This is a genomic window from Pontibacillus yanchengensis (genome assembly GCF_009856295.1).
GTDB lineage: Bacteria > Bacillota > Bacilli > Bacillales > BH030062 > Pontibacillus > Pontibacillus yanchengensis_A.
Map to the genome: position 1 here is coordinate 1 of NZ_WMEU01000014.1, position 14,722 is coordinate 14,722.

Annotated in this window: 15 protein-coding genes and 1 rRNA gene; all 16 read right to left on the reverse strand. The window is 39.8% G+C overall.

The annotated features are described in order from the left end of the window. Nucleotides 1-111, reverse strand: a 16S ribosomal RNA gene (locus tag GLW08_RS20700); the annotation flags it as partial. A gap of 766 nt (nucleotides 112-877) precedes the next feature. Continuing rightward, complete coding sequence (gene lysS / locus GLW08_RS20705; RefSeq protein WP_160850517.1) at nucleotides 878-2,362, reverse strand: lysine--tRNA ligase; 1,485 nt, start codon at nucleotides 2,360-2,362, stop codon at nucleotides 878-880. A 97-nt stretch (nucleotides 2,363-2,459) separates the two neighbouring features. Beyond that, nucleotides 2,460-2,642 (reverse strand): hypothetical protein, encoded by a 183-nt coding sequence (locus GLW08_RS20710; protein ID WP_160850518.1) that lies wholly within the window; start codon nucleotides 2,640-2,642, stop codon nucleotides 2,460-2,462. Nucleotides 2,643-2,775: 133 nt separating this feature from the next. After that, on the reverse strand, nucleotides 2,776-2,982 hold the full coding sequence (locus GLW08_RS20715) for a helix-turn-helix domain-containing protein (RefSeq protein ID WP_160850519.1): 207 nt from the start codon (nucleotides 2,980-2,982) through the stop codon (nucleotides 2,776-2,778). Further along, the gene (gene folK / locus GLW08_RS20720) at nucleotides 2,934-3,464 is read right to left on the reverse strand and encodes a 2-amino-4-hydroxy-6-hydroxymethyldihydropteridine diphosphokinase (RefSeq protein WP_160850520.1); all 531 of its coding nucleotides are present in this window, start codon (nucleotides 3,462-3,464) and stop codon (nucleotides 2,934-2,936) included. Before folK ends, GLW08_RS20715 begins: the two co-directional genes overlap by 49 nt. Before the next feature lies 1 nt (nucleotide 3,465). Then, on the reverse strand, nucleotides 3,466-3,828 hold the full coding sequence (folB, locus tag GLW08_RS20725) for a dihydroneopterin aldolase (RefSeq protein ID WP_160850521.1): 363 nt from the start codon (nucleotides 3,826-3,828) through the stop codon (nucleotides 3,466-3,468). After that, nucleotides 3,821-4,657, reverse strand: coding sequence for a dihydropteroate synthase (folP, locus tag GLW08_RS20730; RefSeq protein ID WP_160850522.1), 837 nt, complete (start codon nucleotides 4,655-4,657; stop codon nucleotides 3,821-3,823). The genes folB and folP overlap by 8 nt, the downstream gene beginning before the upstream one ends. A gap of 152 nt (nucleotides 4,658-4,809) precedes the next feature. Next, nucleotides 4,810-5,736, reverse strand: a complete 927-nt coding sequence (cysK, locus tag GLW08_RS20735; RefSeq protein ID WP_202410211.1) for a cysteine synthase A — start codon at nucleotides 5,734-5,736, stop codon at nucleotides 4,810-4,812. A 225-nt stretch (nucleotides 5,737-5,961) separates the two neighbouring features. Beyond that, nucleotides 5,962-6,879: a peptidylprolyl isomerase gene (locus GLW08_RS20740; RefSeq protein ID WP_160850523.1), complete on the reverse strand. Its 918-nt coding sequence runs from the start codon at nucleotides 6,877-6,879 to the stop codon at nucleotides 5,962-5,964. Between the two features lie 24 nt (nucleotides 6,880-6,903). Next, a complete protein-coding gene (gene hslO, locus GLW08_RS20745; RefSeq protein WP_160850524.1) occupies nucleotides 6,904-7,779 on the reverse strand; it encodes an Hsp33 family molecular chaperone HslO in 876 nt (291 codons plus the stop codon). Nucleotides 7,780-7,784: 5 nt separating this feature from the next. Further along, complete coding sequence (locus GLW08_RS20750) at nucleotides 7,785-8,576, reverse strand: type III pantothenate kinase (RefSeq protein ID WP_160850525.1); 792 nt, start codon at nucleotides 8,574-8,576, stop codon at nucleotides 7,785-7,787. A 206-nt stretch (nucleotides 8,577-8,782) separates the two neighbouring features. Next, nucleotides 8,783-10,792 carry an ATP-dependent zinc metalloprotease FtsH gene (gene ftsH, locus GLW08_RS20755; protein WP_160850526.1) on the reverse strand — a complete coding sequence of 670 codons (2,010 nt, stop codon included), beginning with the start codon at nucleotides 10,790-10,792 and terminating at the stop codon, nucleotides 8,783-8,785. A gap of 150 nt (nucleotides 10,793-10,942) precedes the next feature. After that, nucleotides 10,943-11,494 (reverse strand): hypoxanthine phosphoribosyltransferase, encoded by a 552-nt coding sequence (hpt, locus tag GLW08_RS20760; protein WP_160850527.1) that lies wholly within the window; start codon nucleotides 11,492-11,494, stop codon nucleotides 10,943-10,945. Between the two features lie 11 nt (nucleotides 11,495-11,505). Then, complete coding sequence (tilS, locus tag GLW08_RS20765; protein ID WP_160850528.1) at nucleotides 11,506-12,897, reverse strand: tRNA lysidine(34) synthetase TilS; 1,392 nt, start codon at nucleotides 12,895-12,897, stop codon at nucleotides 11,506-11,508. Between the two features lie 81 nt (nucleotides 12,898-12,978). Then, nucleotides 12,979-13,965 carry a protein kinase domain-containing protein gene (locus GLW08_RS20770; protein ID WP_202406432.1) on the reverse strand — a complete coding sequence of 329 codons (987 nt, stop codon included), beginning with the start codon at nucleotides 13,963-13,965 and terminating at the stop codon, nucleotides 12,979-12,981. Next, nucleotides 13,934-14,674 carry a VWA domain-containing protein gene (locus GLW08_RS20775; RefSeq protein ID WP_160850530.1) on the reverse strand — a complete coding sequence of 247 codons (741 nt, stop codon included), beginning with the start codon at nucleotides 14,672-14,674 and terminating at the stop codon, nucleotides 13,934-13,936. The genes GLW08_RS20770 and GLW08_RS20775 overlap by 32 nt, the downstream gene beginning before the upstream one ends. Between the last annotated feature and the right edge of the window lie 48 nt (nucleotides 14,675-14,722).

Genomic DNA, 14,722 nt, shown 5'->3' on the forward strand with positions numbered 1-14,722 from the left:
TCGATCCACAACAATCACCCCGAAGGGATCATGTTGCTTCACGCGCTCGACTTGCATGTATTAGGCACGCCGCCAGCGTTCGTCCTGAGCCAGGATCAAACTCTCCATAAAATGAAGAAGTTCGCCTTTGCATCATTCAAAATGATTACTGGCTAATTCGTTAAAAAATTAACAGGTTGTTTACAAGTTGTTTTGTTCAGTTTTCAAAGATCAAATGTTTCGTTGTTTCGCTCTGTCGCCAAAACAGCGACTTAATCAGTATAACATTTCGCCGATTTCAAGTCAATAACTTTTTTGTTATTTATTTTTTCTCGGTTGCTGTTTTTTTGCCGCCGTCGTTAGCGGGACATCTACCAATGTATCATTTTTCGAAAGGGAAAGTCAATAACTTTTTTGTTTTTTGATTTTCTCTTCTTTCGGTTAATGAGTTTTTGTTGCTGTCTTCAGCGCAACGTTTAATAATATACCACGTAGCTTAGGAAATGTGCAATAGTTTCATAAGATTTTTTTATATTTTATCAATCTCCCTATTTATTTCTTTAACAAACAAACTATGAACAAAAGCGCAAGCGCCCACATAGCGACGCACAAACTGCTGCCAACAGGATATGGGTAGGTTCGATGATACTACGTGATGTAGCAATTTTAATCGAACTTCACCTGATTGCGTAGGAGATAAAGAAAACACGAAAACATGAGTGATCTAATGTTAACTTATCGTAAGGTGGGGTTAGGAAGGTTGGTAGTTATTGGGCTCTGGAGCTAGAACAAGTAAGTGCTAACCACTTACTTGTTCTTCACTATTAAAAAAGATGCCCGTGGTTGAATCAATCAAAAAGGCGCCCAGATTTATTATCTGAGCGCCTTTCCTCACTTCTTAGTCACGATGCCTCATTTGAGGGAATAGCAATACGTCACGAATAGATGGCGAGTTCGTTAGTAACATAACGAGTCGATCAATCCCAATTCCTAAACCGCCAGTAGGTGGCAAGCCATATTCAAGAGCTTCCAAGAAGTCTTCATCCATCATATGTGCTTCCTCGTTACCTTCTTCCCTTTCTTTTAACTGAGCTTCAAAACGTTGTCGTTGGTCTACTGGATCATTCAGCTCAGAGAACGCGTTTGCATGCTCACGACCTACAATGAACAGTTCAAAACGATCTGTAAAGCGACCGTCTTCTTTGTTTTTCTTTGCCAGTGGTGAAATCTCTAACGGATGACCGTAGACAAAGGTTGGCTGAATCAGCTTCTCCTCCACATAGTGTTCGAAGAACTCGTTTACAATATGACCAAATGTCATATTTTCTTCATATGAAACTCCGTGTTCTTTCGCAAGGGATTTTGCTTCTTCATCGGACATATCCTTCCAGAAGTCAACGCCAGTATATTCTTTAATTGCATCCACCATGTGTAGCCTTGTCCATTCTGGCTCTAGATTCACTTCGTAATCTCCATATTGAACAACCGCTGTTCCAAGAACATCTTTCGCAATATGGCCAATTACGTTTTCGGTAAGGGTCATGATATCGTGGAAGTCTGCATAAGCCTCATAAAGCTCGAGCATAGTAAATTCAGGGTTGTGTCGAGTAGAGACTCCTTCGTTACGGAATACTCGGCCAATTTCATATACTTTTTCCATTCCACCAACAATTAGACGTTTGAGGTGTAACTCAATAGCAATACGCATATATAACGGCATGTCCAATGCATTATGATGAGTAATGAATGGACGTGCAGAAGCACCACCAGGAATGGCATGCATCGTCGGCGTCTCCACTTCTAAGAACCCTTTATCATCAAAATAACGGCGCATGGACTGGATGATTTTACTCCGCAATACGAAGGTGTCACGACTTGCAGGGTTTGTGATTAGGTCCAAGTAACGTTGACGATAGCGCTGCTCAATGTCTTTTAGACCATGGAATTTTTCAGGTAGTGGGCGTAGGGATTTGGTTAGCATATGGAACTCTCGTACTTTCACGGAAAGTTCGCCTACTTTTGTTTTAAATACAGTTCCTTCTACTCCTACAATGTCACCAATATCAGCTGATTGGAACAATTCGTACGCTTCTTCCCCAACTGTATCTTTTCGTACATAGATCTGAAGCTGACCTGTTAAATCTTGAACATGGGCAAACCCAGCTTTACCTTTTCCACGCTTGGTCATGATTCTTCCAGCTATTGTCGTTGGGATTTGCTGCTCTTCTAAGTCTTCTTTTGTCATTTCATCATATGCTTGTTTTAGTTCTTCTGAAAAATGCGTCCGTTCAAATTTATTTCCAAAAGGATCGAGGCCATTTTGGTGAAACTGATCTAACTTTTCCCGGCGTACCCGCATTAAATCATTTATTTCTTCCGTCATCTTGATCACTCCAATTTTTATTCATTACCGCATCTATGATAAGACTGCTGTTTTTATGACAGTCTCTTACAACTTAAAACCCTTTCTTCTCTCACTATTATAAAGAAACCTTCATTCGGGTTTGTAGTTCTTCAACGAACTCATTAAGAATCTTTAACAGTCGCTCTCTGGAAGTTGCTTCATTAATGCGATTACGTACTTTCCCATTTTCTTTTAAGACTTTTAAATACCAGGTAGCATGTTCACGCGTTTCCATGATAGCCGTTCTTTTCACCATCAAAGCGAATTAAACAATCCTCATGGTGTCTGCATACTTCTATTTTATCATGTGAAGTTGGTTCATCCACAAATTCACCCGTTACAAGTACTAGTGCTAAGGTACATAACCCAAAATCCCCCTAGATACATGAAGCTTACTCTTTTGGAGTTAATTCCTGTACCGGTATATTTAACTCTATTGAGGTTTTATTGATTACCTGTTCGTTGGGAAGTCTACTCCCCCGCTCGATTTCACCCAGAACCGATACAGATATACCTATAGCACGGGCGAATGATATTTGGGTATAGCCCTTCAACTTTCGGTAGGCCCTGATGCGTTTTCCCCATTTTTCAGTTTCCATTGTCTTACTCCCTTTTTCTCATCATCTGCTAGTTCAGACAATAACTGTTCCACGGTTCTCTCATATACTGGTATATATAAATGCGAATCTATATCATACAATGGCACGAGTACAAAAGCCCGCTCGTGTAACCTTGGATGTGGCACGATTAATTGCTCTGTTTCAATATTTTCTTGATTATACAATAAAATGTCAAGGTCTATCGTTCTAGGACCCCATTCCACAGAACGTTTCCTTCCTAATTTTTGTTCGATAGATTGACAATAAGCTAGTAATTCAACAGAAGCAAGGTTTGTCTGAATTTTTATGACGCCGTTTAAAAAGTCACCTTGCTCAGTATAACCTACCGGGACCGTTTCATAAATAGCTGACGATTTAATAACCTCAATTTGCTCATGAAATGCTAACTGCTCGATTGCCTCTGAGATGAACTTGTATCTAGGATGGATATTAGAGCCCAACGCTATATAAGCTTCTACCATTCTAGGGGCGCTCCCTATACATTTCGATGGCAACGGATTCGTAATGACCAGGAATTGGAGGGTTTGGCTTTATTACTTTAACGTTCACAGCATGTAGCTTAGAGAAGGATTGGAATAATGAAGCCGCAATTTCCTCTGCTATTGCTTCTACCAGTTGTTTAGCTTCTCCTTCCACTACCTCTTGGGTTACCTCATATATTTGCCCATAATTTATACTTTCGTTCATGTCATCGGTTTCGCCTGCCTGTTTTAAATCTAGTTCTAGTTGTAAGTCGACTAGAAATCGTTGGCCTAGTTTATTCTCTTCTGGGAATAAACCGTGATACCCATAAAAACTCATTTGATTCATTAAGATCTTATCCATGTTTATCTTCTCCCTTCCCTAACATTGCATCCATCATTTTTGTCATTCGAGCAATTGGTTTCACATCATGAACCCTAACAATGTCTACACCCTTGGATAAACCAAGACAAACTGTTGCACCTGTTCCTTCCATACGCTCTTCCACGGGTAAATCCAACACTTCCCCTATGAAGGACTTACGCGAAGTACCTAGCAATATAGGATAACCTAATTCATTGAATTCTTCTAAATGTCTCATAACTTTCATGTTATCAGACGATGTTTTCGCAAAGCCTACACCAGGATCCAAAATAATGTTATGTGGCTTCACCCCAGCTTCTTCTACTAGTTGAACACTCTCGCGTAAATCATCTTTCATATCATGTAATAGATGCGTATAATTCTTGTCCAATCGATTATGCATTAGGATAATGGGGACTTGATAAGCCGCTGCAACATTTGCCATTTCTGAATCGTGTTTCGCTCCCCAAACATCGTTTATGATAGAAGCTCCAGCCTCAATAGCTGATCTAGCTACTTCCGCCTTATAGGTATCTATGGAAATAGGGACGTCAATTTCATGTTTCAACGCCTTAATAATGGGAAGAACACGTTCAAGTTCTTCTTCCGCTGAAACAGGATCATGTCCAGGACGTGTAGACTCTCCTCCAACATCAATGATGTGAGCACCATCATGTTCCATTTGTTTTGCTTGAATAAGCGCCCCTTCTACTTCATCATACTGTCCTCCATCTGAAAATGAATCGGGAGTTACATTCAAGATTCCCATTACAAGACTATGTTGATCAAGGTCATAGTTCTTTTCTTTTGTACGAAGTATTCGTGCCATAAAACGTAAGCTCCTTTTCCGTTCATCTTTTCCCTTACTATTGTACACAATCTATCCATGATATTCATTTCTTGTGAAAGTATATTTGGTGTTCCTGAAAGCAGAACGCAAAAAAGCCCCACCCAACATCGGGTAGGACTTCTGCAAACGTGTTATTCTTGTTCAAAATTATAAAGTGGTGTAGAAAGGTAGCGTTCTCCATTACTAGGTACAATGGCTAACACCTTTTTGCCTTTGCCCAGTTGTTTCGCTACTTGTTTTGCTGCATATAAAGCAGCTCCGGTAGAGATCCCACCTAATAAACCTTGTGTTCTAGCAGCTTCTCTAGCGGTTTCAAAGGATTGTTCATTTGTAACAGACAGTACTTCGTCATAAATTTTTGTATCCAAAATCTCTGGAACAAAGCCTGCACCAATACCTTGAATCTTGTGCGGCCCTGGGCTTCCTCCTGAGAGAACTGGAGAACCTTCTGGCTCTATGGCATAAATTTTAATATTCTCATAGTTTTCTTTCAGCACTTTTCCTGCCCCTGTAATAGTACCACCAGTACCAATACCTGCTACGAATGCATCCAACTGATCACCCATTTGCTCTACAATTTCTGGTCCCGTTGTCTTTTCGTGAACTGTTGGATTTGCTTGGTTGTTAAATTGTTGAGGCATGAAGTATCCATGTTCTTTTTGCAGTTCAGTAGCTTTTTGAATAGCTCCCTTCATCCCGTCACTACCTGGCGTTAACACTAACTCCGCCCCGTAAGCACGTAACAGGTTGCGACGCTCTTGACTCATGGTATCAGGCATCACTAGTATAGATTTATACCCTTTAGCAGCAGCAACCATAGCCAAGCCTATCCCTGTATTACCGCTTGTTGGTTCTATAATCGTATCACCAGGTTTAAGAGCTCCCTTTTCTTCTCCATCCTCAATCATGGCTAGAGCGATTCTGTCTTTCACAGAACTTCCAGGATTCATAAACTCTAATTTCACATAAATATCAGCACTATCTTCATCTCCATAACCGTTCAACTTTACAATTGGAGTGTTTCCAATTAAGCCCGCAATCGAATCTGCAATTTTCATTATTCCCCACCTCATAATTCCAAGTATTTTTATAAGCATTATTGTATATAATGTATTCGAATTAATCAGAAATGTCAAACATTAAACTCACTTTTTCTCTATCTTATGTCCTAGAAGCATGGCTCATACTTTTGAATTAGTACTTTATGGAAGAGGAAACACTTTATCATGTTCATCCAATTCTATTTTTAGTGGCGTGTTTTCTAAAAAAAAAAAGCGATTCATTTAATCGCCATACATCCAATTTACATTTAATTCTTCCCATAGGACTTTAGCTGAATATGAATCGCCAACATAATCTAATGCCAGTTGTCTTTTTATTTGATTTTTTAATTCATCATAGGTAAACGATATACCTGGTAACGTTCGATGTAATTTTATTATGGTGTAGCCTTGGTTTGTTTTAAAGGGTTTACTATAGGCATCACTCGAAAGCTTTTGGGCGTGCTCGTAATATTCAGAAGGAAAGTAAGCACTCTCCTTTGAAAAGTAACCTAAGTATCCACCTTTCTCACTTGATGACTCGTCACTCGAGTATTCTCTTGCCAGCACATTAAAGGACGCACCTTCTTGAAGTTCCTTGGTAATTTTATTTGCTTCAGCCTCTGAGGAAACAACGATATGGGAGAGTTGAAAAGTTTCAATGAAATCGAATTGTTCTTTATACGAATCATAGTAATCCTTTATAGCACCTTCATTGATTTTGATATCACGTGTAATAAGCTCATCTAAATAATAATTATACGTAATTTGATCTTCCCATTGCTCCCGTTTTGTTTGAATCAATTGATCTTTGGTGACGGTTAGCATGGTCTCCATAAGGGCTAATTCCCGTTCAATCAGCTTCCCCTCTATTTGAATATCATTTTGCTCTGCTAGTTGAAACACAATCTCTTTATTAATTTGCTCCTCTAACACTGCTTCACCATGCTGTTCCTTCATAGAGGTTAACCAAGCCTGCTGGGTGATCTCAGTTTCACCCACCTTGGCTACCGGTTCCCTTTCATCCTCTTCTGCAACTGGCTGTGCTTGTTTTTCTTGACTCGGTGATACTTGTTTCTCGGAGTTCAGCACTAAGAACAATGTCGTTACATTTGTTACGAATAAAACAACAATAATTCCCCACAAAACCTTTCTAGTCATACCAACCACCTTTTTTATGCTGACTTAAGCTTCTGCTAGCAGTGTTCTTAATTCATCTTCTGTAAAGTGGTACTGTTCGTTACAAAAGTGACAAGTTGCTTCTGCACCATGATCTTCATCAATCATTTTCTGCAATTCATCGTCACCTAAACCTTTTAACGCATTCTCTAATCTTTCTCTTGAACAACGGCATTTAAATTGAACCGGTGTATTACTTAAAACCTTAACATCTCCACCCTGTAAGAGTTTTTCTAGAATCTGCTCAGGGGTATGACCTTGATCAATTAGCGTTGAAATGGATGGTAGGGCATTAATATTTTCTTCGATTTTCGAAATCGTCTCGTCATCAGCTCCAGGCATCATTTGAACAATAAACCCGCCAGCAGCTTTTATAGATAAATCCGGATTTACTAATACTCCTGCTCCAACTGCAGAAGGAATTTGTTCTGAATTTGCGAAATAATACGTGAAATCTTCACTAATTTCCCCAGTCACCATTGGTACTTCACCTGTGAAGTAATCCTTCATTCCAACATCTTTCACAACACTGAGTGTTCCACTCGTTCCAACAGCACGCGCTACATCTAACTTTCCATTATTGTTTAGATCAAAGTCTACATGAGGGTTGGTTAAATAGGCTCGTACATCACCATGTGCGTTTGCATCGGCAATAATACCACCGATTGGGCCTCCACCCTCTACCTTAACTGTTATTTGATCTTCACCTTTTAGCATAGCCCCCATCATTACTGATACCGTTAATGTACGTCCAAGGGCAGCCGAAGCTGTCGCGTACGTATCTTGACGACGCGTTGCTTCTCCTACTGTATCTGTTGATTCGATGGCATAAGCACGGACCTTTCCATCAAATGCAGTTGAGCGAATTAAATAATCTCCCATGATGTTCATTCTCCTTTATCTGTAGAATTTCCTTCATTTCTTAAGTAGATTTCATATAAGCCTTTTAAAGTAAGGTATGGATCTACGACATCAATAGTGCGCGATTCTTCAGCGAACAGCATTGCTAAACCACCTGTAGCAATGACACTTGGTGTTTTGTTAGATTGCTCCTTCATTCGCCTCACTACTTCATCAACTTGTCCCACATACCCATAGAATATTCCTGTTTGCATAGCTTCAACCGTAGACGTGCCAACAACGTTTTGTGGAGCTAATATCTCTATGCGTGGAAGCTTAGCTGCTTTTGCATATAAAGCCTCTGTAGAAATATTAACACCTGGTGCGATGGCTCCCCCAACATATTGCTCTTTTTCATCCACATAGCAATACGTAGTAGCCGTACCAAAATCAATAATCACTAGCGGTCCGCCATGTTCTTTTATAGCTCCAACAGCATTAACTATTCGGTCAGCACCTATTTCGTGCGGGGATGGGTAAGTCATCTCTAACCCCGGATTTACCATAGAATCCCCAACAATCAAAGGTGATTCTTGAAAATAACTGTGACACATTCGTTCTAGAGCATACATAATTGGAGGAACTACCGAGGATATAATAATGCCATGAATATGACTAAAAGATAAACCATCATGCTCAAACAATGATTTGATAAGCATGGCATACTCATCTTCTGTTTTATAACGATCGGTGGCAATTCTCCATTGATACTGTATTTCACCTTCATCAAAAACACCTAAAACGGTATTTGTATTTCCAACATCTAGCACAAAAATCATTGTATTCACCGCTTCCATTCACAATATGACGCATTTATCATATCATATCTTCTTAAATGGGGTATCCTCATTCATTGATAGCTTGAGTACAATGCGGAAGACTATATAACAAAAGCGCAAGCGCCCTGGAAGCAACGTATATACCGCGAACTACCCAACAAAAAAACTGCTCCGTAGCCTATATGGCAGGAGCAGTTTTTCATTCGTTATTCTTTTCTATGATCTTCTTCAGAAGATGTGTTTTCGTCTTCATCTAGAACTTGGTCTTGGTCTTGGTCTGTTTGCTCTTCTTCAGCTTTTGAATTGATGTTTACTTTTACATCAGATTCTGATCTCTTGTTGCTTTCTTTAATTCGAGCTGCTTCAGAATCCTCTGGAAGTTCACCTTTTTCGAATAATGATCTAATTTCAGATGCATCAAGCGTTTCAACTTCAAGAAGGGTTTTTGCAATCAGTTCAAGCTGTTCTTTGTTTTCCGTAAGAATGTGTTTCGCACGGTCATAACATTCTTTCACAATGCGTTGAACTTCTTGATCAATTTCATAAGCGATTTGATCACTGTAGTTCTGTTCATTTTGAATGTCGCGGCCTAAGAATACTTGGCCACCTCCACCACCAAATTGAAGTGGTCCTAGTTTGTCACTCATACCATATTCGGTAACCATTTTACGAGCGATGGTTGTCGTACGTTCGAAGTCATTGCTGGCACCTGTGCTCACTTCACCGAACATAACCTCCTCGGCTACACGTCCACCTAGTAGACCTGTAATCTTATCAAGAAGCTCTGGCTTGGTCATCATAAAGCGGTCCTCTTTAGGAAGCATTACAGCATAACCACCAGCTTGGCCACGAGGTACGATGGTAACCTTGTGTACAGCGTCCGCTTCATCAAGAACCATACCAATGATGGTGTGTCCACTTTCGTGGTGAGCGACAATGTTACGTTCTTTTTCAGATACGACACGACTCTTCTTGGCTGGACCAGCAATAACACGGTCAATGGCTTCATCAATGGACACCATGTCGATTTTCTCTTTATCAGAACGAGCTGCTACTAAAGCTGCTTCGTTTAATAAGTTCTCTAAGTCTGCACCAGAGAAACCAGGTGTACGCATTGCAATCGTATGAATATCGACGGACTCTTCATCTAAAGGCTTGTTGCGAACGTGTACTTGTAGTACTTCTTCACGGCCTTTCAAGTCAGGACGGTTTACAGTGATTTGACGGTCAAAACGTCCAGGACGAAGTAATGCTGGGTCAAGAATGTCAGGACGGTTTGTTGCGGAGATAATGATAATTCCTTCATTTGCTCCGAACCCATCCATTTCAACAAGTAGCTGGTTTAGTGTTTGTTCACGTTCATCGTGACCTCCACCTAGTCCAGCTCCACGTTGACGTCCTACTGCATCAATCTCATCAATAAAGATAATACATGGTGCGTTCTTTTTCGCGTTTTCGAATAAATCACGAACACGAGAGGCACCTACACCAACAAACATTTCAACGAAATCCGAACCACTGATGGAGAAGAATGGTACTCCTGCTTCTCCGGCTACGGCACGTGCTAACAATGTTTTACCTGTACCTGGAGGTCCTACTAAAAGAACCCCTTTCGGAATACGTGCACCAATCGCTGCGAATTTACGAGGATCTTTTAAGAAGTCTACAACCTCTACTAGTTCCTGCTTCTCTTCATCAGCACCGGCTACGTCCTTAAAGCGAACTTTCTTCTTATCCTCACTAAATAGCTTAGCCTTACTCTTACCAAAGTTCATGACTTTACTTCCGCCACCCTGTGCTTGGTTAAGTAAGAAGAAGAAAAGAATGAAAATAATCACAAAAGGAATGATGGATGTTAAGAATGTAACCCACCCACTTGGTTCTTCAGCAGCTTCAAAGCTGAAATCTTCACCAAGTCCTTGTTCTTCAGCAATGTCTGTTAAATTACTCACAATTTGTTCATTGTCAGGAATAATAGCAGTGTATGAATTATTACCTTCTTCATCACCTGAAGCAAGCTTACCTGTTACATTGTAAGCATGGTTCGTATATTGAACAGTCATTGTTTCAATTTGACCGTTACTTAATTGCTCTTTAAATTGCGGATAGCTTAATTGGGTATCTTGTTGGTTGTCACCATTAAAGAGACCTACAACCCCAATTACAACTAAAAAGATTAACGCATAAAATATGGTGTTGCGAAATACTCGGTTCATTGCCTACCTCCTCCCAGGCGAGAAAACTATAGTAAATAGTACCATACGTGTAAGTTTTTATACAACTAATATCCTTTGAAAAGACGTGTATGGTAAGAAAGGAATTAACTGTTGGTCTTACTTAAGGATATATATGAAGAAAAGCTTGATTTATTCGCTTTCCTCTCCACCATACACAGAAGGTTTTAGAACTCCTATGTAAGGAAGGTTTCGATATCTTTCTTGATAGTCTAACCCATAACCCACAACGAATTCATCTGGAACTTCAAAACCTGCTAAATCGGCTTTTACATCTCCTTTACGCCCAGAAGGCTTATCAAGAAGTGTTACAATTTTGATGGATCTTGCTTTACGATATTTAAACAAGTCCACAAGATAACTGAGAGTTAAGCCACTATCTATAATATCTTCGATAATAAGCAAGTCTCTTCCTTCAACTTGTGTGTCTAAATCCTTAACAATTTTTACTTCGCCAGATGATTGCGTGGTACCATGATAACTTGATACATCCATGAAATCCATTTCGAGATAAGTTTCTACCCGTTTTAATAAATCAGACATAAACGGCATAGCACCTTTTAGAACGCCCACAACAAGTGGAAATCTTCCTTCATATTCCTCTGTTAATTGTGAGGCCAGTTCACTAATTTTGCTTTGGATTTCCTCCTCAGATATCAAAACTTTTTCAATATCGGTATGCATTTTCCATCCTCCTAGAAGTTCTCTTGATTCTTATAAGTAAGATGTAACCAGGTTTCGGAGTTATTGGCTTCAACTCGTGCTTTTTGTAGCGATACGACCCAAAGGATTTGACCATCGTCATCTGTAACAATAGGCCATCGATCTCGTTTCGCTTTAGGAATCTTTTGATCAATAAACAGGTCTTTCACCTTTTTATGCCCATTCATTCCTCTTAAGGCAATTTTATCTCCTGCTCTTCTTGTGCGAACATGCAAAGGTAGTGTGACTTTACTACGATCACACACAAAATGATGTTGATTCCATTCTGTTGATTCCCCACTTAATTCAGCATGCACGCTTGTCCTATCAAGCAAGAGCACCGTACCTGGTACAGATAGTTGAAAATGAAAAGATCCACCGCCTTCCTCATATGAAAAGGTGAATTCAATCTTTTCATACGAGCGAACAACAAACAATCCGTCAGGCAAATTCATTGATGATTGCGGTGTCCTCGCCTTCAACAATTGTTTGAATTGCTCCCAATGATGATAGGATAAATCATTAGGTGATTTTTCATAAAGATAGTTTAATATTAGATGAAAGGTTCGCCTTTGTAAAGATGAAGAAGTCTTGAGAAATTCAGATCGATTAAATTGTATCAAATCTTCCTTTTTCGTAAACATGGATGTATCGAAAAGGTTGGTCGCTTCCTTCTGCAAAAAAACCTCATCCTCCGTTGCATACTCATTGAAAACTTGCACATGCTCATGGATTTTAGCATTTTGATCCTTTAGAAAAGGTAATACCTCATGGCGAAATGCATTTCTAGTATAGTAGGATGATTCGTTGGAAGGATCCAAACGAGGTTGTATTAACTGCTTTTCACAGTATTCCTCTATATCCGTTTTCGTTACACATAAGAATGGGCGAATAATATTCCCTCGACCAAATGGTCTTTTTACTGCCATCCCTTTTATGTTCATAGGCTCTACTCCACGTGTCATCCTCATAAACACCGTCTCTACTTGATCATCACCATGATGACCCATAGCTAGGAAATCCGCCTGATACTGTTCCAATTGCTGCTCAAAGAACTGATAACGCATTGTCCTTGCAGCAACTTGCGTGCCAAGATTATGTTTCTTTTTAAAACCAGGGACATCTAATGTTACTGCTTTACACTCTATTCCCCACTCATTGCAAATTGATGTTACATATTTCACATCTTCTTGAGAACCCTCTCCTCGCAAGGAATGATCTACGGTCAACGCAATAAGACGAAAATTCCAATTGTGTTGGATGCTCTTAAAATAATGAAGAAGGGCCATAGAATCTGGCCCTCCAGATACAGCGACAAGAATCGTCGCATGATGTTGAAACAATTGATGTTTTCGAGCAAATTGATCGACCTTCAGGTTAAACAACCGCTCCACTCCGTTCTAATCTTTCTGAATATATCATCCTTTATCGTATCATTTATTTCATTCTACCTGCAAAGTTTATGACTATATCCATTGTAGAAGAATATAAACAATATAAAACATACACACCACAACTACTATTCCCATACCTTCCCATAAATATTTAGACTGCCGTCCAGGAGGAGACGATTTCACTGTTTTTTTTACTTGATGCTTATGTTTTTGCATTCGGGATGGTGTTGAATGCCTGGTCTTCGTATGGGTGTTTTTCAATAATATATGTTGCATATCAACCTTCATTTGCTCACTGGTTGTATAATCACCATAAAGAGCCTTTTGAATGACTGTTTGGTAAGGCTTCAACTCATTTGTTTGCTGAAGCTTGCTAAGTAGTACTTTCTCCGGATTTGTACCTTTTTCAAATCGTTTTGGATGATAAAGATGAAGCATGACCATTGCTAATGCAAAAAGATCATAACTAGCTTCTGCTTTTCGTGACCCCATACCCCAGTAACCGCGATCATAAAACTCAGTGTACTCTTTTATTGCTCTTCCTTGTTGAGTTGTCCCTCCGACATCTATCCATCGAAGTTTGGCTGGTGGATAAGTAACAATTAAATTTTCTGTTTTCAAATCCCCGAATATCCAACCCGTTTCATGGAGCTGCTGTAGATCACTAAGTAATTGAACAACCAAAATCCCTAACCACTCATGGCCATGTTCCTTTATAAACGTGGTGAGTTCTTTACCTCTCAAATACTCCATAACATAGAATGAGATTTTCTCTCCATTTGGTTGCACCCAATCATCTACATCCAACAAAGAAGGTCCAAGGGTCTTACCTTGAACCTTTTGAAAGGTCTTTAGTACATTAACTTCTGTTGTAATAGAAGAACTATTGAGACTAAATTTAATAGCAACGTGCTTCCGCCCTTCCTCAGCTAAATAAACAGTTCCACAAGCACCAGACCCAAGTTTTTTTATAATGCGATAGGAGCGATTGTACCATTTTCCAGTTACAAACGCTCCAAGTCTTACCTCAATATCCTGGTTCTTCCCTGGCTGATTCATCACGAGTCATTAAACTCCTCAGGTTTCTCTTTTTCTCAAATTGTTGTATGGCTGATCGTAAAGCAGGTCCGGTTGGTGTAATCCCACCGCTTGTTAGCTTTGGAAAAACGGAAGATATGGAGTCAAGCTTTGGCGTCCAATCCATGATTTTATCTATGTCTCTTCGCTTTCCTGGGAATGAATATATGGAGAACTTGTTTTTTCCCATACGGGCATTTAAGCTAAGGGATAAGTCATAAAGAGAATCTTGAACGGTTGGCAGTTTATTATGCATACTGGCACTCGTATCTACTAAAACGAGTACTTCTAAGTCACATGTCTCGCCTAAATCCTCTACTACTTCCATCACTTCTCCACGTTTTTCTGGAGATAACTCTTCTATACTCTGATTCGGTCCTAATATTTGCTGCAATTCTTGATTGACCACTCCTTGGAGTGTTTGGGTCATAGCTTGTCGGGTCACCATTTGAACGGTTTGGGATAAAGACTTTGCATAAACAATCTGACTAACCCCACCACCAGACATCGCTATCTCTTCTACTTCTTCTAAACCCTCAGGCTGTTCAGACTGATCGTTCTCCAGCACACCAATGACATTGATTGTAACACCTTGTTGGTGGGCTAATGTAGCAACAGCCGATGGATCTTCACCCTGGTTAGAGCATCCATCAGTTATTAATAATATCTGCTTCAACATACCTTTACTCATGATCTATCTCCTCCTCCGAATTCTACTACCATCTTCGACGTGAAGAGA

Bases quoted from the DNA above. Each gene is read 5' to 3' on its own strand.
- lysS (WP_160850517.1), bottom strand. From the start codon at position 2,362: ATGACGGAAGAAATAAATGATTTAATGCGGGTACGCCGGGAAAAGTTA.
- GLW08_RS20715 (WP_160850519.1), bottom strand. From the start codon at position 2,982: ATGGAAACTGAAAAATGGGGAAAACGCATCAGGGCCTACCGAAAGTTG.
- folK (WP_160850520.1), bottom strand. From the start codon at position 3,464: ATGGTAGAAGCTTATATAGCGTTGGGCTCTAATATCCATCCTAGATAC.
- folB (WP_160850521.1), bottom strand. From the start codon at position 3,828: ATGGATAAGATCTTAATGAATCAAATGAGTTTTTATGGGTATCACGGT.
- folP (WP_160850522.1), bottom strand. From the start codon at position 4,657: ATGGCACGAATACTTCGTACAAAAGAAAAGAACTATGACCTTGATCAA.
- cysK (WP_202410211.1), bottom strand. From the start codon at position 5,736: ATGAAAATTGCAGATTCGATTGCGGGCTTAATTGGAAACACTCCAATT.
- GLW08_RS20740 (WP_160850523.1), bottom strand. From the start codon at position 6,879: ATGACTAGAAAGGTTTTGTGGGGAATTATTGTTGTTTTATTCGTAACA.
- hslO (WP_160850524.1), bottom strand. From the start codon at position 7,779: ATGGGAGATTATTTAATTCGCTCAACTGCATTTGATGGAAAGGTCCGT.
- GLW08_RS20750 (WP_160850525.1), bottom strand. From the start codon at position 8,576: ATGATTTTTGTGCTAGATGTTGGAAATACAAATACCGTTTTAGGTGTT.
- ftsH (WP_160850526.1), bottom strand. From the start codon at position 10,792: ATGAACCGAGTATTTCGCAACACCATATTTTATGCGTTAATCTTTTTA.
- hpt (WP_160850527.1), bottom strand. From the start codon at position 11,494: ATGCATACCGATATTGAAAAAGTTTTGATATCTGAGGAGGAAATCCAA.
- GLW08_RS20770 (WP_202406432.1), bottom strand. From the start codon at position 13,965: ATGAATCAGCCAGGGAAGAACCAGGATATTGAGGTAAGACTTGGAGCG.
- GLW08_RS20775 (WP_160850530.1), bottom strand. From the start codon at position 14,674: ATGAGTAAAGGTATGTTGAAGCAGATATTATTAATAACTGATGGATGC.